Annotated in this window: 18 protein-coding genes; 8 read left to right on the top strand and 10 right to left on the bottom strand. The window is 37.4% G+C overall.

Annotated features, from left to right (window positions below):
- Nucleotides 1-5: 5 nt before the first annotated feature.
- The 4 genes from AN490_RS17435 to AN490_RS17420 all read right to left on the bottom strand — a co-directional run bounded on the left by AN490_RS17435 (nucleotide 6) and on the right by AN490_RS17420 (nucleotide 5,366).
- On the bottom strand, nucleotides 6-725 hold the full coding sequence (locus tag AN490_RS17435) for a hypothetical protein (protein WP_300005952.1): 720 nt from the start codon (nucleotides 723-725) through the stop codon (nucleotides 6-8).
- Nucleotides 726-1,167: 442 nt separating this feature from the next.
- On the bottom strand, nucleotides 1,168-2,151 hold the full coding sequence (locus AN490_RS17430) for an RNA polymerase sigma factor, RpoD/SigA family (RefSeq protein WP_300005949.1): 984 nt from the start codon (nucleotides 2,149-2,151) through the stop codon (nucleotides 1,168-1,170).
- Between the two features lie 578 nt (nucleotides 2,152-2,729).
- Nucleotides 2,730-4,460 (bottom strand): ATP-binding protein, encoded by a 1,731-nt coding sequence (locus tag AN490_RS17425; protein WP_015083344.1) that lies wholly within the window; start codon nucleotides 4,458-4,460, stop codon nucleotides 2,730-2,732.
- A 111-nt stretch (nucleotides 4,461-4,571) separates the two neighbouring features.
- On the bottom strand, nucleotides 4,572-5,366 hold the full coding sequence (locus AN490_RS17420) for a glutathione S-transferase family protein (protein WP_168653672.1): 795 nt from the start codon (nucleotides 5,364-5,366) through the stop codon (nucleotides 4,572-4,574).
- A gap of 399 nt (nucleotides 5,367-5,765) precedes the next feature.
- On the opposite strand from AN490_RS17420, the gene AN490_RS17415 reads away from it, so the two are divergent.
- A complete protein-coding gene (locus AN490_RS17415) occupies nucleotides 5,766-6,443 on the top strand; it encodes a fasciclin domain-containing protein (protein ID WP_300005944.1) in 678 nt (225 codons plus the stop codon).
- A 124-nt stretch (nucleotides 6,444-6,567) separates the two neighbouring features.
- Here AN490_RS17415 and AN490_RS17410 read toward each other — a convergent pair whose 3' ends face one another.
- On the bottom strand, nucleotides 6,568-7,119 hold the full coding sequence (locus tag AN490_RS17410; protein ID WP_300005941.1) for a DUF892 family protein: 552 nt from the start codon (nucleotides 7,117-7,119) through the stop codon (nucleotides 6,568-6,570).
- A gap of 294 nt (nucleotides 7,120-7,413) precedes the next feature.
- Complete coding sequence (gene csaB / locus AN490_RS17405) at nucleotides 7,414-8,460, bottom strand: polysaccharide pyruvyl transferase CsaB (RefSeq protein ID WP_300005938.1); 1,047 nt, start codon at nucleotides 8,458-8,460, stop codon at nucleotides 7,414-7,416.
- A 26-nt stretch (nucleotides 8,461-8,486) separates the two neighbouring features.
- Between csaB and AN490_RS17400 the strand changes: the two genes are divergently transcribed.
- The 4 genes from AN490_RS17400 (at nucleotide 8,487) to AN490_RS17385 (ending at nucleotide 10,534) form a co-directional block, all read left to right on the top strand.
- Nucleotides 8,487-8,822 (top strand): DUF2499 domain-containing protein, encoded by a 336-nt coding sequence (locus AN490_RS17400; protein WP_300005935.1) that lies wholly within the window; start codon nucleotides 8,487-8,489, stop codon nucleotides 8,820-8,822.
- Nucleotides 8,819-9,133: a DUF3593 domain-containing protein gene (locus tag AN490_RS17395; RefSeq protein WP_015083350.1), complete on the top strand. Its 315-nt coding sequence runs from the start codon at nucleotides 8,819-8,821 to the stop codon at nucleotides 9,131-9,133. Before AN490_RS17400 ends, AN490_RS17395 begins: the two co-directional genes overlap by 4 nt.
- A gap of 78 nt (nucleotides 9,134-9,211) precedes the next feature.
- Complete coding sequence (gene hisA / locus AN490_RS17390; protein WP_300005932.1) at nucleotides 9,212-9,985, top strand: 1-(5-phosphoribosyl)-5-[(5-phosphoribosylamino)methylideneamino]imidazole-4-carboxamide isomerase; 774 nt, start codon at nucleotides 9,212-9,214, stop codon at nucleotides 9,983-9,985.
- Between the two features lie 114 nt (nucleotides 9,986-10,099).
- Complete coding sequence (locus AN490_RS17385; RefSeq protein WP_300005929.1) at nucleotides 10,100-10,534, top strand: molybdopterin-binding protein; 435 nt, start codon at nucleotides 10,100-10,102, stop codon at nucleotides 10,532-10,534.
- Nucleotides 10,535-10,589: 55 nt separating this feature from the next.
- Here the strand turns inward: AN490_RS17385 and AN490_RS17380 are convergent, their stop codons facing one another.
- From AN490_RS17380 to AN490_RS17370, 3 genes are all read right to left on the bottom strand, one after another.
- Nucleotides 10,590-10,874 carry a DUF427 domain-containing protein gene (locus AN490_RS17380; RefSeq protein ID WP_300006174.1) on the bottom strand — a complete coding sequence of 95 codons (285 nt, stop codon included), beginning with the start codon at nucleotides 10,872-10,874 and terminating at the stop codon, nucleotides 10,590-10,592.
- 176 nt (nucleotides 10,875-11,050) lie between these two features.
- Nucleotides 11,051-11,674 carry a hypothetical protein gene (locus AN490_RS17375; RefSeq protein ID WP_300005926.1) on the bottom strand — a complete coding sequence of 208 codons (624 nt, stop codon included), beginning with the start codon at nucleotides 11,672-11,674 and terminating at the stop codon, nucleotides 11,051-11,053.
- Entirely contained in the window at nucleotides 11,671-13,593 is a 1,923-nt protein-coding gene (locus AN490_RS17370; protein ID WP_300005923.1) for an AAA family ATPase, read from the bottom strand. Before AN490_RS17370 ends, AN490_RS17375 begins: the two co-directional genes overlap by 4 nt.
- Nucleotides 13,594-13,976: 383 nt before the next feature.
- On the opposite strand from AN490_RS17370, the gene recQ reads away from it, so the two are divergent.
- The gene (recQ, locus tag AN490_RS17365; protein ID WP_300005920.1) at nucleotides 13,977-16,166 is read left to right on the top strand and encodes a DNA helicase RecQ; all 2,190 of its coding nucleotides are present in this window, start codon (nucleotides 13,977-13,979) and stop codon (nucleotides 16,164-16,166) included.
- 447 nt (nucleotides 16,167-16,613) lie between these two features.
- Here recQ and AN490_RS17360 read toward each other — a convergent pair whose 3' ends face one another.
- Nucleotides 16,614-16,850, bottom strand: coding sequence for a hypothetical protein (locus AN490_RS17360; protein ID WP_300005917.1), 237 nt, complete (start codon nucleotides 16,848-16,850; stop codon nucleotides 16,614-16,616).
- Between the two features lie 227 nt (nucleotides 16,851-17,077).
- Between AN490_RS17360 and AN490_RS17355 the strand changes: the two genes are divergently transcribed.
- On the top strand, nucleotides 17,078-19,042 hold the full coding sequence (locus AN490_RS17355) for a long-chain fatty acid--CoA ligase (RefSeq protein ID WP_300005914.1): 1,965 nt from the start codon (nucleotides 17,078-17,080) through the stop codon (nucleotides 19,040-19,042).
- A 183-nt stretch (nucleotides 19,043-19,225) separates the two neighbouring features.
- Nucleotides 19,226-19,675 (top strand): YlqD family protein, encoded by a 450-nt coding sequence (locus AN490_RS17350; protein ID WP_015083358.1) that lies wholly within the window; start codon nucleotides 19,226-19,228, stop codon nucleotides 19,673-19,675.
- Nucleotides 19,676-19,976: the final 301 nt, after the last annotated feature.

Below are 19,976 nucleotides of genomic sequence, written 5' to 3'. Positions count from 1 at the left end.
ATAGGTTACTTATACATACCGTTAGCTTCCTGTTTACACATATTCAACATTTCTCTATCATTAGCACTCAAAGAGCTTATTTGATCATAGTCTTGCAAACTTATTGAGTGAGCATAACTTGTTGATTCATCATCACTAATTTTAGGGATTGTACTTGTTGTAGAAACTTCTATCGCACCAACTTCACCAGGGGAACTTCTCACTGTCATTGCTAATTCTCCTGACTTAGCCAAAGTTCCTTGAAAACAACTAAATTCAGAGTGAGGAACATACAAAGCGCCAATAATTTTACTTTGCTGTTTTTGAAAGAGGATGTAACCTTGTCCTAATTGATTTGGTGTAGATGATTGTCCATAAAGATAAGTTCCATCTTGTTCTGGAAATTGGACTTGTCCTTTTTTTCCTAATTCTCTCGTATTTGTAGATAATGCTATGATATTTTCCGTCAATTTATCAGTAGAGATTTGACGAGAAATATTAACTGGTGATTTTTGAATGCTTTCCTCTTTTATTTCTTGGAGTCGTGATAAAAGAGAAGAATCGGAGTTAATCTGACTTTGATTAATAGGGACTACATAATTAGTAGCTAAGGCTGTTGATGAGAGAAGTTTGTAATGTTGTTGACTAGAATAACTAATACCTAAAACACCAGCCGAAACAATCAGTCCAACGATGGGAAATTTAAATTGGCTAGAAGTCATTAATTTGGAAATATGATTAAGCATCGGATTTTTCCTGTAATAAAGTTAACTATTGTTGTTTCCTGGATTCCTGCAATAATAACTAAATACTAATTACCTAAGATTCCCTCAAAAGTTTTATCTATATATTTAATTTAAAATTAAGCAAAAACTCCCTATTTATATAATTTTGGGGAATAATCTGAGATTATAATTATTTAGTAACTTTATACTTTACTTCAAAAAATCATCCAGTTGGGGGATGTAAAATTGAGATTGGCGATTTTTATACTTTGTCATTGTCATTGTGTACTTTTGGGAAATATCTAATCTATTGAATTTTGGTGTTGACCCATAGATACATACAACTTCTAATTCACAGATTTCGCAAAATAAATTAAAATAAAAAAATTGCCCCCTGTTTTAAAATCAGGAGGCTCATCACCAAGAGGGATGTTTTGAATTACACTGTTGCGTGTTCACATTCCTAGCTGGCAATGTATTCTTTAACATTAGCGCGGCGACGACGTAAATGTGCAAGAGCTTGATGCTCTAATTGACGAACTCGTTCCCGACTGAGGTTCAAACGTTCACCAACTTTCGCTAAAGAGAGTTCATTTCCATCTTCTAAGCCAAAGCGTAAGGCTACAACTTGGCGCTGTTGGGGTGTTAGTTCTGCAAGCAGGTTATTCAAGTCGTGACGCAAAAACTCCTGAGTCGTGTAATACTCTGGTGATGGCCCGTCATCTTCCAACATTTCTTGCAATTCGGTATCTTGGTTTTCACCGACGCGCACATCTAAAGAAACTGGTTGACGCGCCATATTCAGATATTCACGAATTTGAGCGGGTTCTAACTCTAGTTCTTTGGCGATTTCTGTAGGTGTGGGTGATCTTCCTAATGTTTGCGCTAATTCCCGTTGAACTTTTTTAATTTTGTTCAGTTTTTCGGTAATATGGATTGGTAGACGGATTGTCCGACCTTGTTGGGCGATCGCTCTGGTAATTGCCTGACGAATCCACCAATAAGCATAGGTTGAGAATTTGTAACCCCGCATGGGATCAAATTTCTCCACACCCCGTTCTAATCCCAAAGTTCCTTCCTGGATTAAATCCAGAAATTCCATATTCCGCTTTTGATATTTTTTCGCAATAGCTACAACCAAGCGCAAATTCGCTTCAATCATTTTTTGCTTGGCTCGCTTACCCTGCGTCATCAAATGATTTAGTTCTGTTTCTAATTGATTAACACGGGCAGCCCATTCTGATAAACTAGGTTCATGGTCAATTTCTTTGCGTAAAGCTTCTTTAGCTTCTAGCAACGCCATCATTTGCTGTACTTGTTTACCGTAGATAATTTCTTGTTCACGGCTTAACAAAGGTACACGGCCAATTTCTCGCAGATAAGTTCTTACCATATCAGCGGTAAATTTGGCATTGACATTCTCTGTATGATTTTTAACTGTAGCCATTGGTGCTTTTATCCTCTACTCTTTAAGCATAATCAATATTTTTTTTAACAAAGGCAATTCGTAAGCTGACAATATACACCATTGAACACGGAAAGCTACCATCAAAAATTACACTAATTAAGCCTTTATTAAGATGTTGCTAGTCTAAAAATGTGTCTCGTTACCCTCTCTTAATTTTGGAGTTTTAGCAGAAATACATTGGGTTGGTTGCTAGAATTCTTTTTTTAAGTTATCTAGTAGTCGGTTTAAAAACCGGAGTCAGTATGAGTTTACTTTGATTTTATGTTACGACAAACAGAGTCAATAGTAAAGTTCCCAGATGATAAATATTTCAGTAATCAAGGCAAAAAGTTGATCACTATTTTTCTTTAACTTCCAAAAACTGTGTTTATACACTCATGGTGACGCGAAAACTCCCTCTAAAGTTGCTTTCAAGTAGCCGGATAACCGAACTTGAGTTCCTTGGAAATGGAGGGATGTTACGAAGTTGTTAGTTGTTAGTTGTCATTTGTTAGTTGTCATTTGTTAGTTGTCATTTGTTAGTTGTCAGTTGTTAGTTGTTAGTTATTGATTTAAAACTAGAAGCCTAAGTCTGCTTTTGCTAGTTCAGCAGCGGTAAATACTTCCTCGTCTGTTTTTTCTTCCCAAGCGATCGCGCCAATTTCGGCGTAGAATGTGGAATCATAGGGACGAGTCCGCACAACCACTGGCATAGGAACAGCATGACCTAAAATTAAGGCCTGTTGTTTAGAGTCTAACTTAGCTAAGACTGAGCGTAAACCACCCGCACCAGATACACCCGTAAAAATAGCATCAATATCTTTTTCATCATTGAGCAAAGCGGTGATCCGAGTCCCGATCTGGGACATGACTTCATTATCTATGCCTGATGGACGTTGATCAACTACCAAAAGCGTGACAAAATATTTTCGCAGTTCTCTAGCAATAGTTCCAAAAATCGTACTTTGGACAACTCCTGGGTCAAGAAAGCGGTGCGCTTCCTCTATTGTAATCATTAATGGTGTCGGCCGATCTAAAGGATTTTTACTTTGGAGAAATTTATCAGCTTTTTTGACATAATGCTCATGTATCCGTCTGGTGATCATATTTGTCACCAACATATATGAAAGCATATTTGACTGGGAACCAAATTCAATAACTACGTTTTTTCCAGCTTCTAGACATTGGACGATGTTTTTAATATAATTTTGCGGACAAGCACTACGCATATACTTTAAACTATCTAAGCGAAAAAGTTTCCGCTGTAATGCCATAATTGAGCCTTTGTGTCCGCGTTTTTCGTCACAAAACATCTCAATATCTTCGTTACTCATATTTAGTAACTTAATAATCCAAGATTTACCCAACTCTGTAAAGAGGATATTGGCATTATCTAAAGCCGCTTCAGAAAGTCCTAAATCACGATTACACAATTTAATATCTTCAACTTCAACCTGTTCATAGCTGAGATATAGTTCTTGTGCGTCCCGAACACCTCGACGCTTTGTTGAATCTGGATCAAGTGTGTAAACCTCAACTTGTCCGGGAAATAACTGTTTTAAGCCTTTAACAGTGTTGACGTTTTTTCCTTCTGCGACTGCTTCCCAACCATATTCTGAGTGCATATCAAAAATCAAGTTGACAGCAGCATTCTTACGAATTACACCAGCTAAAATCAAGCGCGTCAGGAAAGATTTTCCAGTTCCCGATTTCCCAAAAATCCCGTTACTCCGTTCCACAAAGCGGTTTAAATCAATGCAAACCGGCACATCCATATCTAAGGGTTTACCGATAGAAAAGTTTTTGCGTTGAGGATCATCTTCCCAGCCAAAAACTTTCCGAAAATCCTCTTCCTTGGCTTCGTAAACTTGGCTAAAGTGACTAGGAATAGTTTTAACAGGTAATAATTCCATCGTCGTACTGGTTTGGGGTTGAAAGGATGCTAAACCCGTAGACGATGGTATGAAAGAATTGGGGGATTTACCATTACTAGAAAAGCCAGATGCTGGAGATTCAGGGGTAAACATCAGCATGGGTGCTAGGTTGATCATCCCATAAGTACCGCTACCGGCTAATACTTCGCGCAAGAAACTATCATCCCAATTGGGAGGACTAGCTGTAATGCGGTCATTTGCCATACCCAAGGATACATCTGTTAGCATACAGAAAAAGCGCGATCGCATTCCCTGTACCACGAGAAATTTACCTACCCGCATATCTTCTACAGAGATATCTGGGTGTAATCTGACTTCTAAACCTCCAGTCAGAGAACCTTCAATAACTGAACCTAATGGTAATCCCAAATTCATTTTTGTTCGTTGTTCGTTGTCAGTTGTCAGTTGTTCGTTGTCAGTTGTTAGGGAACAGGGAGGACAGAGAAAGAAATTCTTACCCATTACCCATTACCCATTACCCATTCTTTAGTCAATTTGAATACTTGTTGGTGAATTTCCTCCGGGTGGTGTGATTCCTGGTAATGGTTTTCTAAATTGTGAATAGATGCGATCGCGCCAAGCGAAAAATGCTTCATAATCAGGATTATTGGCTATGCTGGACAATCCTTTCCCTCTCAGAGATACTGGTAAATCCAAATAAGCACCATCGGGAAACTTCAAAAGCATTGATAAACTAGCAACTGTTAAATCAGCTAAAGTTGGTTCATCACCTGTTAAATAAGGACTACCTACCAACAATTGGGTAATAATATCCAAATCTTGTTTTAAGCTAGTAACAGCCGCATTTATCACATCTGGGGTCAAACCTACACCAAAACCCAGCGCTGACAGAAAATCACCAGGAACACCTTCGATAACACTTCTGAGAATATCTGGAGTGGAAACTGGTAACAACGACTTACGAAAACTCTGATCTTGACTAATAGCTGCAAATAGAGCCTTTCTACCTTTAACACCGATTGACTCATCAGCCCAATCTTCCAATAATAAAGTCAAAGCGCGTTTTTTGGGATCTATCGGTATCAGCAGACGATCTGGGTATTCTGAATCTAAATATTTAGCGATTTCTGTAGAATCAGCAATATATCTATTGCCATCTTTTAACACTGGAACTTGTTTTTGTCCAGTCAAGCGAAATAATTCTAGCTGGCCAATTCCTGGTGCAACTTCGATTTTGCGATACTCCAGTCCTTTATAATCTAGGAGTAAACGAACTTTTTCGGAAAATTGAGATAGTTCCCACTGATATAGTTCTAGCATATTGTATATTTTGCAACTTGTTTAGTTGTTAATTTTATAATTGTATCCTTAATTCTTAGCATTTTTCCTGTAAATTTATCATTTTCTGGGTTGAGTTGTTGCCCATCAAGTTGAAAGTTACTCGAATTTGTGTGATAATTAAACTTGGATTGTTATGCCTGTCAATTGATTGAGCATTTTTCCAGATACTTGAGATATTCAAAATAGTTCACAGCATAAAATTGTTGAAATTGTTGGATATTATCAATATTCCTACTTCTGACTACCGACTTCTAAATTCTTTGATAACTTTACCTAAATTTTTACAAAAAATCTTGTTCCTCAGTCAAGAACCTTTTTAGTTGGCAGAATGTGATAAATCTTGATATAACTTGTATGCAATCAATACAAACAGAATTTATGAACGCTAATTACAGCAAATTATTGACCAAAATTACCGCAATCATGGGATTAATGAGTATCGGTCTTTTGACTACTATCCCATCTCCAGCGAAAGAAGTCCGCAATCCCAATTCCAGACCAAGTATTTTCAACGAACCGCTCTACAATCGTGGTAAAAAGCCCAGTGAAACTGCACCAGTTACCACACCCAGACAGCCAGAAACAGAAGTTCCCACTGTTAAACCCACCCCAACAGCACCTCTAACCGAAACAAAACCAACTAAAAATTTAGTAGTTTTGGCCAATGAGAATGGATCTTTTACAATCCTTATTAAAGCTTTAGCAGCAGCAGGACTGACAGATACTTTACAGGGAGAGGGTCCTTTTACCATTTTTGCTCCCACAGATGCAGCATTTAAAGAATTACCAGCAGACGCATTAAGGGATTTATTGAAGCCAGAAAATAAGGAAGTATTGGTGAAAATTTTAACCTATCATGTAGTCCCAGGTAAGGTACTCTCCACTGAATTAAAATCTGGGGAAGTAAAAAGCGTAGAAGGGGGTGCTATTAATGTTAAAGTTGATCCAAAAGCAGGTGTAAGTGTCAATGATGCCAAGGTAACTCAGGCAGATATCCAAGGTAAGAATGGTGTTATTCATGCAATTGATAAAGTGATCCTGCCTCCTGATTTATAGATTTTTAGTATTTGATTGATCAAAATCCGTAAGTTAAAATCCCCGAATTTATCAAAAACTGGGGATTTTACTATGGGAAAAGACTCAGTTTAAACTGGACTTTTTTGAAGAAATAGCCATCAAACTAACGAGCTTTAGCAGTAGCCTTAGCTTCAGTTTGCTTCGCTTCTTGAACTAACTGCATCATCAACTGTTCCAGCTTTTGTGCTGTCTGTTCTTCTTGGTGTAAGTTTTGCTCTAACAACTGGACAACTTGGTTTTGTCCCATTTGTTCCGCTACCTTAATTAAACCACGATAACAAGCTATTTCCAATTGTTCAATCTTACTATGCCATTCTGCCAATCCTAAGTCGATAATTTTGGGATTATCGGCAGCTAAAAGGGCAAATTTTTGACCTTCACTAATTAAACCAACCGCAAGATCACAGGTAATTCGTTGTGGTTGCTCTCCTAAAATAGATAAAACCTGTTTCAGGTTTTCGATATGCTGTTCAGTTTCTGGAATATGTGGCTCAATCACAGCTTTCAATTTACTATTTTGACAACATTGCCACATCATTTGCTGGGCTTCTAAGAAGCGATTTTCAGCATCGTACATGATGTTCACTTCATAGATAAACTGCTGTTGTAAGCTGGTGATTTTTTTCGTCCCTGGACGCTCGCTAACTAAAACCATGATGATTCTCCTAATGGTATTTCGCTGCCTTTAACAGTCGTTCCATTAACCCTACGTCTAGTCCGACCAATTCTCTTCTTACTAAAGACAGAGTAAGGGTGTGAAGTTTAATTGTGATTACAGTGACAATATCAGACAAAAGTCTGAACTATGATTTATGTGATTAATTTGATTTAGATGATTTATAGATTTATTAGCCCAAAAATCATTATCCAAATCACAAGAATCACAAGAATCACAGTTTAGACTGCTGAAAGCTGCTGTATCCACTACTTAAGTGCTATTGAGGAAATTTCATTTTAAAGCTTCCTTCAACAAATCCCGATGTAAAAAAGCTCCATTTATTAAAGATTGAATTTTATGAGGTGACAAAGATTCACCATGATAATAATAATTAATCCAACTTTTACTAATTAAATGTATATCATCTGGTAAATCCTTTAAATCCCAACCAGGTATTTCTAAATCTTCCATTAATCGGTTAACTTTGGGATCATAACTCAATGCAAAACAACGTGAACCTTCACTTGCTGCCATAATTAAACTATGTAAACGCATTCCTATGGACATTTCCACACCGCGAAATACACCTTTTAAAATTTGTGGATCTTCGGAACAAATAACTCTACTCACATCTGGTAATTGAGTATGAATTTTTTCCGCAATTTCTAGATCTTCACTTTTTTGAAATGGCAATAATAAAATAAAAGCTTGGGTTTCTTTCTGCAAATTAACTAAAGCTTGAGTTAAATTTGTTAACCGCTTTTCTGTTAATTGAGGATGATTTCTTAAAGTAACTGCAATTCTGGGTTTTGGTAAATCTACTAATTCCGGGACTGGCTTCGATTCCAACGCCCAAACTGGGTCAGGGGCAAGGATATGGGGTATACTCCAATCTGATAATAACCGAGAACTGGAGCGATCGCGCACACTCACTTGAGTACAACCTGCAAAATTCCTCTTCGCTAACCAACGAGTTTGGAAATGCAACAAAGGACCTATACCCTGTCCCCAAGCCACAGTTTTCAAACCCATAACTTGAGCTAAAGCCATCAATCCGCCATAATAAAAAGGGCTAATCAGACTGGTAGCATCTTGAATTAAACTACCACCACCCCAAACAAAAGCATCACAAGAACGCAAAGCCTTTAAGACTGAGAAAATCGCCATGCGGTTGTAACATTCCACACCATAACGCCGATGAGTTTCTTCAGGATTTCCAGAAAGCACCACAGGAGTAACATCAAGTGGTAGCATTTGCAGAAGTGTGGCTAACAAAGCTTCATCACCACCATTACCCTTACCGTAATACCCAGACAATAAAACCCGCATTTTCCCCATTTTAAATTTTAGATTTTAGATTAATTATGCACACCCTTTCGATTCCCACCTGGATAATTCATATTTCTAGCGTCATTGAGTGGATAGCCGCAATTTGGCTAATTTGGATATACGGTGAACTTACAGAAAATCGGAGTTGGTGGGGATTATCCTTTGCTATGTTACCAGCTTTAATTAGCGCAATGTGTGCTTGTACTTGGCATTATTTCGACAATTCCGAATCATTAGAATGGTTAGTCACCCTACAAGCTACCATGACATTAGTTGGTAACTTTACTCTCTGGGTAGCAGCTTATCTAATTTGGCGTTCTACCAAGTCTACAAGCCCCATTGAGACACAATCTATCAAATCAGAACAATGATATCAAAAGAAACCCTTTTTGCCCTTTCTCTCTTTCCCTACTTGGGTTTCTTGTGGTTTATTAGCCGCAGTCCACAAATGCCACGTTTAGCCCTATATGGATTTTACGGCACATTGGTATTTGTCGCCATCACCATCCCCGCCGCCATTTACGCCAAAGTCCAGTACGGAGAACAACTAGCCAATGTAGACTGGTTACATGGCAGCGCAGAAGTCTTTTTAACCCTTGCTAACATCTTACTAGTCTTAGGTTTTCGCCAAGCAGTACAGGAATTAGGGAACAGGGAACAGGGAACAGGAAACAGGGAATAGAAAGAATTACCAATTACCAATTACCAATTACCAATTACCAATTACCAATTACCAATTACCAATTACCAATTACCAATTATGGAAGTAATCCCCGCAATTGATTTACTAGAAGGTCGCTGCGTGCGACTATACAAAGGAGACTACGAGCGATCGCAAGTATTCAGCGAAAACCCCGTTGAAGTAGCGAAAATGTGGGCAGACCAAGGCGCAACAAGACTACATTTAGTTGATTTAGACGGCGCAAAAGCTGGGAAAATCGTCAACTTAGCAGCTATTGAAGCCATTAGAAATAATCTTGATATACCCATTGAAGTTGGGGGCGGATTGCGCGATCGCTCAAGTGTTGTACAATTATTTAATCTGGGAGTAAATTGGGCAATTCTGGGAACTGTCGCCGTTGAACAACCCCAGCTAGTCCAAGAACTCTGTCAAGAATTTCCCGAAAAGATTATTATTGGCATAGATGCCCGTAACGGCTTAGTTGCAACTCGTGGTTGGTTAGAAACATCAACAGTATTAGCCACTCAACTAGCAGTACAAATGCAAGAACTAGGTGCAGCAGCCATCATTTACACTGATATCAACCGTGACGGCACACTAGAAGGCCCAAATTTAGACGCATTACGAGAACTCGCAGCGGCAATTTCCATACCCGTAATTGCTTCAGGTGGTGTAAGTTCTGTCACCGATTTATTAAGTTTATTAGCTTTAGAACCCCAAGGGGTAACAGGTGTGATAGTTGGTAAAGCCTTGTATACTGGTGATATTCTCCTCAAAGAAGGATTACAAGCTATTGGTCCGGGAAGACTGCAAGATATACCACCAGATTTCAGTATTTCTAGCATTGCTTAAAATGAATTAGCAATATAGGGAAACCTGTAGGGGCGCAGGGTCTGCGCCCTTGATTGTATTGATTATTGCTAGTATTGTATTAGGATTATATTTACTCAATAAATTAGTAATTTTATGCCAAGAAAAGACCAGGGTTGGGTGACATTTCAAACATCTGAAGAAGAACGCAAGATATTAGAAGAATTTTGTCAAAACTCCCAGCGGACTAAAACTGAGATTTTGCGAGAATTAGTGCGGGGACTTAATAAATATTCATCACCGTCCATATCATTATCAACTTCACAGGAAAAAGCAGAAACTAAGCATCCTGAATTTGAAATTGTTAGTCCCAAAAAAGCATTAAAAGTGAGTTCGCGTAATGTTCTCAAAGGAGTCGTGAAACGAGTCACAACTGGAAGTGTAAATACTGAAGTAACTTTAGAAATTATTCAGAAAGTTGAGTTAACTTCCATGATTACTAGAGTTTCCGCTGAGGAGTTAGAATTGTTTGAAGGGACAGAAGCTTATGCTGTGATTAAATCTAATGATATTGTGATTGCTAAAGATTAGAAATACTTAACTTAGATTCCCGACTTCTTTAAGAAGTCGGGAATCTTTTTGTTTACTAAGCTTCGATTTTTACACCTTTCCAGAAAGCAACATAACCTTCTATATTTTTAGCCTTTTCCTTGGTGCTAGGATAATACCAAGCAGCATCTTTATTAACTTGTCCATTGACTTCGACACTGTAGTAACTAGCGACCCCTTTCCAGGGACAAGTGGTATGAGTGCTGCTGTCTTGAAAATATTCTTTCTTGATAGAGTCAGCAGGGAAATAATGATTTCCTTCCACAACTACAGTATTATCGCTTTCGGCTAAAATAGCGCCATTCCAAATTGCTTTCATGATGTGAGTTTAAAAAAGTTCATAATTTATATTGTGACACCTAAACTGAGAATTTGTACTCATAAGTTCTGAAATATTTTTTCTACTGTAATTTATTTCCATTCACAAATCACAAATAATACATTAATCAATTAAGTTTTATTAAACATATAAAAACTAACAATGTTTTTAAATATAAACTATCTCACCCCCATAATTTTTGCTATCTTGTCTACTTCTATTAATCCTTGACGTTCTAATTCATAAGCAATAAAGGGATAGTTTTCTTTTAAATGGTCGAAAGAATAATCTTTTTTACAATACTTTATTAGCTGATCTGAACGCCCCAATTGACGCATTTCTTCATTAAGTTTGAGACATTCAATTGTATAAACTACTCTGCTTTTTAGTGGTTCTAAAAGATTAGGATTAGGTTTAATAAGCATAGAAGGAAAATCAATAATAAAACTATCTGCCGGTAAGAAAAAAGGATCTATAATCTCTGTTTTTATTCCTTTGATAGAGTTCATTTTTGAGCAAATAAGACGAAAATTATCCCATTCATAGGCTAGTTCAGGGTTAACCGTTTTAGGAATAAAATGATCAACTGCTGGGCTACCTGTGTCATAAGGAATCCATTGTGCTGAATATACACAAATATGATTACAAGCATCGTATAAATCACGCAATGATCTCCGCCAATAATCACGGTTTTTCCAATCTTTTGTTTTAGGATTAGGAACTTTATTTAAAAAATCTTTACCTTCTTTTCTAACTTTTTTATCAAAATCATCAGGTTCAGGTTGGGGTTTAATAGGAATCACAAATGTACTCCATGCTGTTCTGCAAAATAAATCCACCTTGGCCAAAATCTATCATCTTCTGATAAATACCTGGCCAAATCATTTGATACTCTTGCCACATCTTCCGAATTTGGATTATCTGACAATTGTAAAACTTTTGCTGCTTCTATAGCCTTTTCTGCTTCCAAAGAACGCGAATGACGCAATTTGAAAACATCAGACATTAACCAATAATCTACCACACCTTGACGGATAAAAGGAAGTTCTTCAATTTGGACTTCATTCCCTAATAAATCGCTTTTCACCAGTTCTAAACTAAATAGCTTATCAACTCTTGCATCAAATCTAGGTTCTACAGATGCCATAACTAAAGGAGAATGAGTAGCAACCATAATTTGCACTTGTAAATCAGATGCTAAATCATCTCTGGTATCTAACAAAGCAGGTAAAATAGCCCTTTGCCATTGGGGGTGAAGATGTGCTTCTAATTCATCTACTAAAATAACCATTCTCTTCTGTGGTTCTCTGCGGATAAGTTTTGATTGTATTTTATGTTCTTCATAAGCCCAAACTATCAAATAAGCCATTGTAATTATCCGCTGTACCCCTGCGGAAGCATGAATAATGGGAACAGTTCCATAAGGATGTTCTATGGTGGGAATTTCTCTAGCATCATAAGGAAGTCTGACAGGTTCTCCCGGTTTCAAAATTCCTAAATCACCCTGTTCTGGAGGAGATAAACGTTCTAATACTTTTACTAAGGTGTCAAATGGATATTTATCTGGTCTACTTTGCCATTGAATCCAATCTTGCAATAATCCATTAATAAAAGTATTGGCGTTTTCATCTTTTTGACCATTCCATAACTCATCTTTTGTAAACACAAAAGGAAGTGGTTTTTTATCAATATTTCTAATACGTGAAGGAGATGACAAATATTGTTTTGCTGTGTCCCATACTGCAAAAGAACCATCTACTCTGGCATAAATCAAAAGACCTGGAATAGTTGAACGATTTTTAATTTCATTCCATCTTTGAAGCTGCCAGTCATAAGAAATACTCTCTATATCAGACTCAGAATCTCCAGAAATTTCAAATGTAATTACAGGTTCATCTTCACTTGCAGTTTGCGTTGGATATGCTGGTAAATTTGCCCACTGTCCAGTTAAAGCCCACCAAGCACATTCTAGTAAAAAAGTTTTACCCAGTCCATTATCACCTGTAATTAAGCTCAGTCTTTCTGCTGGTTCAAAACAAAGTTTTTTTGCAGCCCCTACACCTTGTATTTCTAAATAAGTTAAAGTACCTTCTTCGGGTAGAATATCTGGAGGTTTACCAATAACAGTTTTTAATTCTTTCCAAGAGACTACTTTATCTTGAAAAAGCTGATTTCGATTAATTCCTTCAGGAATAGAAATATCAAACAATTGATTGATTTCTTGTTCATTTAACAAAAACTCATTTTTGAAATTTTGAATGATACTTTCTGGTGTTGTTTCAGATGACCATTCTTTTTCACGATATATCCAGACAGCTAAATGGAAAAGAGGAATTACTTGATTTTTATATAAACAAGACTTCAAAATTTCAATATAGTTATCTTTCCAACCCCAGGCATCTTCATCAATTTGATGTATTAATGCTGCTATAAAATGCTCTTTACTAAAGGGTTGCATTTTTTCAAGATACCCTACATATCTGTTAAGTTTTATCCATTTAGTTTTTGGCAACCCGAAATATCTATAAAAATATGCTGATTCCTTACAGGGTTTATAGTATTTTTCTACAAAATCTTCAATTTCAGAATGTAGAGATACTTCAATAGTATTCCCTACAGGTAATCGTAATTGCTTAAATTTTAGAAAAGTAATTCCCCAAAAAGAATCTACCTTTTCTAAATGTTTCAGAGACTCCTTAATTTGATCAATACTAATAAACATAAGTTTATCCGGTTCGCTTTTTTTAAATTAATCTGAATAAATCAGATGTTAAATTCTTTCACAAAATAGCAAAATACAAAATCCTGGGTAATTTTTAAAACTAGCTTACCTAGTTTATTACAAAAAAACACCCAACAAACACAATTTACCAAAACTAACGCAAAAACTCTCTAAAACTCTTCTTCCTTCGCTACCTTCGCTCCTTCGTGGTTCGTTTATTCAATCTAAATATATAATAGTGCCAGTGCGATCGCTCAGATATCATCATATCGCTGTTGATAGCTTGAATGCAAAACCACCTCCAATCATTCTCACAGACAACGGCGAAATTGTTACAATCTTAATATCTTCATCACAACTCAGACACGCAACAGCCATCTACCATGCTTCAGTACCCCCACTTAGAAAAAGCCTTAAAACATCATTTTGGTTATGATCAATTTCGCCCTGGACAACGGCAAATTATCGAAGATGCCTTAGAAAATCGTGATTTAATGGTAGTCATGCCTACAGGTGGGGGTAAATCTCTGTGCTTTCAATTACCGGCACTTTTGAAACCCGGTTTAACAGTGGTAGTGTCACCATTGATAGCCTTAATGCAAGATCAAGTAGAAGCACTACGAACTAATAACATTTCTGCCACATTTCTGAATAGTAGTCTTAATGCCTATAAAGTTCGCTCCCGTGAAGAAGCGATCATGAATGGTAAGATAAAATTACTTTATGTCGCCCCAGAACGCCTCGTTAGTGAACGATTTCTCCCGCTTTTAGACGTAGTTAAAGAAAAAGTCGGAATTTCCACCTTTGCCATAGATGAAGCCCATTGTGTCTCAGAATGGGGGCATGATTTCCGCCCAGAATATCGGCAATTAAGATTACTCAGAAAACGTTATCCTGATGTACCGACAATTGCTTTGACTGCTACCGCTACAGATAGAGTCAGGGCTGATATTATCGAACAATTAGGATTAAAACAACCCAGCATTCATATTGCTAGTTTTAACCGCCAAAATCTTCATTATGAAGTCCGTTCTAAAAGTAATCGTGCTTACGCCGAATTATTAGAAATAGTTAGAGAAAATGAAGGTTCAGGAATTATCTATTGTTTAACTCGCAAAAAAGTAGATGAAATAACTTTAAAACTCCAAAATGATAAAGTTTCAGTTTTACCTTATCATGCTGGTTTAAGTGATGATGAAAGATCAAAAAATCAAACTCGGTTTATTCGGGATGATGTGCGGGTAATGGTAGCCACAGTTGCCTTTGGTATGGGTATTAATAAACCTGATGTGCGGTTTGTGGTGCATTCCGATTTACCGCGAAATTTAGAAAGTTATTATCAGGAATCAGGACGAGCCGGCAGAGATGATGAACCTTCCAAATGTACATTATTTTTCAATTATGGTGATATTAAAACCATTGAATGGAGTATTAATCAAAAACCAGATCCCCAAGAACAATTAATAGCTAAACAGCAACTAAGACAGGTAATTGATTATGCAGAAGGTACAGACTGTAGACGCACAATTCAATTAAGTTATTTTGGGGAAAGATTTCCGGGAAATTGTGGAAATTGTGATAATTGTCTTTATCCTAAACCTGTCCAAGATTGGACAATTGAAGCCATGAAATTTCTATCTTGTGTGGCCAGGTGTAAAGAAAGATATGGAATGTTACATATTATTGATATATTAAGAGGCGCGAAAAATCAGAGAATTGTTGTTAATAAACATGATCAACTTTCTACCTATGGAATTGGCAAAGATAAAACAGTAGATGAATGGCGAATGTTAGGAAGATCACTTTTACATCAAGGGTTAATAGAACAAACCGCAGACGGTTATTCAATTTTAAAACTTAATGCTTTGAGTTGGGAAGTAATGCGAAAACAACGCCCAGTTTCCATTGCTGTTCCTATAGCCAAGAAAACTAATTGGGAAGAGGGAAATGTCAAAGCAGCAGATGTAGAAGTGCTAATGCAAAAATTGCGATCGCTTAGGAAAGAACTCGCAGACGAACAAGCAGTACCACCCTACGTCATCTTCCATGATTCTACCCTCAAGTTAATGGCACAAAGCCAACCAAAAACCTTAGATGAATTTGGCAATCTTTCCGGGGTTGGTAGTCATAAATTATCTCAATATGGCGAAAGATTCTTAGCAGAAATTCAAAAATACCGCCAAGAACAAGGATTACAAGAAAAGACGATTAATCGAGTTAGTTCCTCACCTCATTCTCACTCACCTTCTGATACAGAATTAACAACATTGGAATTATATAATCAGGGTTTGAGTATTGAAAACATCGCTAAACAACGCAACGTTAAAACTGCCACAATTATCAATCATCTTGCAAATTTAATTGAGAAAAAACAACCTGTAGATTTAAGTAAATTAGTCCCCTTAGAACGTCAGAAAAAAATCTGGAACGTTTTAGAAATTGTTGGTGATATTGCCCTCACACCCATTCGGGAAAATTTAGGTGAAAGCTACAGTTTTGACGAAATTCGTTTAGTTAGAGCAAAATGGCGCAGAGAAAAACAAAAAACCATTAAAGATGATATTGATTTTTAGTTTTTTGCCGATAAAGCCAGAGATAGCAGTTTTGGTAAAACCAAACAAATAGCCGTATTCAATATTGTTAAAAATAGACCATCAATTAAACTCATAAATAACTCTCCCTGTGATAACTACATCTTGATTTTGCATTCTAAACACCATTTTTGAATTTTTGAATGTCTTTGACTTGCATAAGTAAATTAAATACTTGCAACTTTTCTATTCCCTAGTTATGTATAGCAATCCTGTCTGATTTGTGAAAATTGATGTTTTTACCGAGAATTACAGCGGTTTCCGCTCTTATGAGGGACAAAGTTGAATCATGAAACTCTTGTAGTGCGGGCATCTTGCCCGCTAGATATGTACCTCATAACACCAGGAAGTGCTGTATGAATAGCGCAGAGAAGAAAATAAATATATTCACAAATAATTGAGGATTGCTATTATTCGCTAATATTCTCTTTAATTAGGAGAACATTGGGAACAAAAATTCGGACTAAATTTACAAGATTGACTACCAGTTAATCCGTAGGCTGTACAATACGGGAAACTGGTCATTTCCATTTTGGCGGATTTGCAGCTAGAAGCAAGGGCAAATGGTTGAGATTGTTGAGGTTTACGAACCAAAACCATAGATAGCAGCCTAGGCAAAGCCAAACAAGCCCCAGCATTGATGACGGTGAGCAATAATACATCCATCAAATCTATAGGGAATCACCCCCAAATGAAATTACATGAAAACAGTTTGACTAAAACTAAAATATATGGCAATGTCCTAAGACTCAACCATAGTATTTAGTTTATATAAAATCAGTTTAGCATAGATTTTTATATATGGAACGGTGATAATTCAGTAATTGTGATCAATTAATGTGTAAACTAAAGATTAAATAGTTGGTTATTAATTGAATTTAACATCAGCATTTATGACAAAAACCCAATCTGCAACTTCTTTCTTAGCTAACATTTCTGAGCGGGAAAGCCTGGCTTTACAGAGTTTAGTAGATTACACAAATGTGGAATCACTACCAGAAATTTGGACTTTAGCTGCCAGGAAATTTGGTAATATTGTTGCCCTGCATAACCCCCACTCCAAACCAGAAGTAAAAATTACCTATAGTCAGTTGTCAGGGCAAATTCAACAATTTGCCGCCGGTTTGCAAAAGTTAGGTATCAATATAAACAATAGCAAAACTCTTCCCTATGGTGAACGGGTTTCCCTCATTGCTGATAACAGTCCCCGCTGGTTTATTGCCGATCAAGGTATAATGACCGCTGGAGCGGTAAATGCAGTCCGTAGCGCTCAAGCAGAACGAGAAGAATTACTTTATATTATTTCCCATAGTGGCAGTACCGCATTAGTAATTGAGGATCTCAAAACTCTAAATAAGTTAGGAGAAAGCTTAAATGAATTACCGATTAAGCTGGTAGTTCTCCTTTCTGATGAAGTACCACCCACAGAACGCAATTTTCCAGTGGTGAACTTTTCCCAATTATTAGATATTGGTAGTAACAACACTTTAATAGCTACCAAACAAAGCAGCGAAAGTTTAGCAACCCTGATTTATACCTCCGGTACTACGGGAAAACCCAAGGGTGTAATGCTATCTCACAAAAATTTGCTGCACCAAGTTAAAAGTTTGGGGGTGGTTGTCCAACCAGAAAAAGGAGATATTGTTCTGAGTATTCTGCCCACATGGCATAGTTATGAACGCAGTGGCGAGTATTTCTTACTTTCCCAAGGCTGTACCCAAATATACACTAATTTGCGTTCTGTGAAAGGGGATTTAAAGAAATTTAAACCCAATTACATGATTGCTGTTCCTCGACTATGGGAATCAATTTATGAAGGAGTGCAAAAGCAATTCCGCGAACAACCAGCCAAAAAACAAAGTTTGGTCAAGTTCTTACTAGAAACGAGCCAGAAATATATTGAAGCACGGCGTATTTGCCAGGGATTGAGTTTAAATCACATTCACGCTTCATTTATTGAACGTTCCCAAGCCAAAATAACAGAATTGGGTTTATTATTATTCCATGCACTCGGTGAAAAATTAGTTTATACCAAAGTGCGAGAAGCTACTGGCGGCAACATCAAGCACGTTATTAGCGGTGGTGGGGCGCTACCTGCATATATAGATAACTTCTTTGAAATTGTTGGGGTGGAAATTTTACAAGGTTATGGTTTAACAGAAACCTCACCAGTAACTAATGCTCGTCGTCCTTGGCGAAATTTACGGGGTTCTTCAGGACAACCCATTCCCGGTACAGAAGTGAAAATTGTCAATCCTGAGACTCGTCAACCTCTACCAGTGGGAGAACGGGGTTTAGTCCTGCTCAAAGGGCCACAAATCATGCAGGGCTATTATCAAAATCCCGAAGCCACAACCAAAGCCATAGACACAGAAGGTTGGTTTGATAGCGGTGATTTAGGTTGGGTAACTCCTGAAAATGACCTAGTATTAACAGGTAGAGCAAAAGACACCATTGTCTTAACCAACGGTGAAAACATCGAACCCCAGCCCATAGAAGATGCTTGTTTAAGATCACCCTATATTGACCAAATCATGTTAGTAGGGCAAGATCAACGGAGTATTGGTGCTTTGATTGTTCCCAACCTAGAAGCCTTAGAAAAATGGGCAGAAACTCAAAATAATAGTCAAAAAATTGACTTAGAGAGTAAAATAGTCCAGGATTTGTTTCGTCAGGAATTAAATCGGGAAGTTCAAAACCGTCCCAGCTACCGAGCCGATGATCGTGTTGGACCGTTCAAACTCATTGAGGAACAATTCTCAATTGAAAATGGACTCATGACACAAACGCTCAAAATCCGTCGTCACGTTGTCATGGCACGATATTGCGATATTATCAACGCAATGTTTGCCAAATAATTCCCTAAATCGCAGATGATCTTTCAGAACTTAATGGAGATATAGGGAAGCAGCCCCGCAGAGGGGAATGGGAAGAAAATTCTTCTTTTTTTCTTTCTTTTTTCTCCTGACTCCTGACTCCTGACTCCTGACTCCTGACTTCCCCCAAACTACAAACTATTTAAGAGTGAACGGACAATTTTTATGGATGTTTCCAACCCTCAATTGCTTTTAAAACGCCCGATTAATGTCAAAGCCATAGTTACTAGTCTCTGGAAAGAGGAAGTACAACAGCAACTACAAGGTCAAATTAATCAAGTTGACCAACAACTGCAACAATTAGACGTTGAAGGACAAAGAGCAGTTAGCGCCATTCAAAAACAGAGTGTGCAACCACCAGGACCCCAAACACTCCAACAAATTGACAACATTCAACTGCAAGTCAATCAAAAGAAAAGTGAACTTCTAGAGCAGAAAAACCAAATGCTGCAAAACCTCCAGCAAGTACAATTATTGGAATTAGATCAAGAAGTCAATCAATTTCAAATGGAAAGCTTTTTCCGGATTGAACTAGGTGATAATTTGATTAGTAAAATGCAGGTGGAAGTTGTCCTCCGTGATGGTATTGTCGAAGAAATTCGCGGAGATATCTAACATTAGCACTGAAGTAGAAGTTTAGCATATCTCGTTCCCAGTCTCTGACTGGGAATGCTATCACAGAGGCTCTGCCTCTACAGTTATAAACACGGTTGGGACATGGACTTTTACGAAATTACGAAAAACCTAGATTTGTAGGGGTTTAGCAGTGCTGATATGTGTCAACTTAACGTAAAACCCATAGCCCACCTGGGAATGAATTCCCAGTCTCATAAGACCTCGCGGTAAGTGGGAAACGAGCGTGGCTTGGCTCCCAACAGAGGGAAGCGACACGAGGGATTTTAATCCCTGTGGTATG

Source organism: Anabaena sp. AL09 (genome assembly GCF_001672255.1).
GTDB classification, from domain to species: domain Bacteria; phylum Cyanobacteriota; class Cyanobacteriia; order Cyanobacteriales; family Nostocaceae; genus Dolichospermum; species Dolichospermum lemmermannii.
This window is presented reverse-complemented; position numbering and strand designations above follow the sequence as displayed.

What these genes read in the sequence shown, in the direction of transcription:
- AN490_RS17370 (WP_300005923.1), bottom strand. Translation starts at nt 13,593, where the DNA reads ATGTTTATTAGTATTGATCAAATTAAGGAGTCTCTGAAACATTTAGAA.
- recQ (WP_300005920.1), top strand. Translation starts at nt 13,977, where the DNA reads ATGCTTCAGTACCCCCACTTAGAAAAAGCCTTAAAACATCATTTTGGT.
- csaB (WP_300005938.1), bottom strand. Translation starts at nt 8,460, where the DNA reads ATGGGGAAAATGCGGGTTTTATTGTCTGGGTATTACGGTAAGGGTAAT.
- hisA (WP_300005932.1), top strand. Translation starts at nt 9,212, where the DNA reads ATGGAAGTAATCCCCGCAATTGATTTACTAGAAGGTCGCTGCGTGCGA.
- AN490_RS17425 (WP_015083344.1), bottom strand. Translation starts at nt 4,460, where the DNA reads ATGAATTTGGGATTACCATTAGGTTCAGTTATTGAAGGTTCTCTGACT.
- AN490_RS17355 (WP_300005914.1), top strand. Translation starts at nt 17,078, where the DNA reads ATGACAAAAACCCAATCTGCAACTTCTTTCTTAGCTAACATTTCTGAG.
- AN490_RS17395 (WP_015083350.1), top strand. Translation starts at nt 8,819, where the DNA reads ATGATATCAAAAGAAACCCTTTTTGCCCTTTCTCTCTTTCCCTACTTG.
- AN490_RS17415 (WP_300005944.1), top strand. Translation starts at nt 5,766, where the DNA reads ATGAACGCTAATTACAGCAAATTATTGACCAAAATTACCGCAATCATG.
- AN490_RS17360 (WP_300005917.1), bottom strand. Translation starts at nt 16,850, where the DNA reads ATGGATGTATTATTGCTCACCGTCATCAATGCTGGGGCTTGTTTGGCT.
- AN490_RS17350 (WP_015083358.1), top strand. Translation starts at nt 19,226, where the DNA reads ATGGATGTTTCCAACCCTCAATTGCTTTTAAAACGCCCGATTAATGTC.
- AN490_RS17410 (WP_300005941.1), bottom strand. Translation starts at nt 7,119, where the DNA reads ATGGTTTTAGTTAGCGAGCGTCCAGGGACGAAAAAAATCACCAGCTTA.
- AN490_RS17430 (WP_300005949.1), bottom strand. Translation starts at nt 2,151, where the DNA reads ATGGCTACAGTTAAAAATCATACAGAGAATGTCAATGCCAAATTTACC.
- AN490_RS17435 (WP_300005952.1), bottom strand. Translation starts at nt 725, where the DNA reads ATGCTTAATCATATTTCCAAATTAATGACTTCTAGCCAATTTAAATTT.
- AN490_RS17420 (WP_168653672.1), bottom strand. Translation starts at nt 5,366, where the DNA reads ATGCTAGAACTATATCAGTGGGAACTATCTCAATTTTCCGAAAAAGTT.
- AN490_RS17385 (WP_300005929.1), top strand. Translation starts at nt 10,100, where the DNA reads ATGCCAAGAAAAGACCAGGGTTGGGTGACATTTCAAACATCTGAAGAA.
- AN490_RS17400 (WP_300005935.1), top strand. Translation starts at nt 8,487, where the DNA reads ATGCACACCCTTTCGATTCCCACCTGGATAATTCATATTTCTAGCGTC.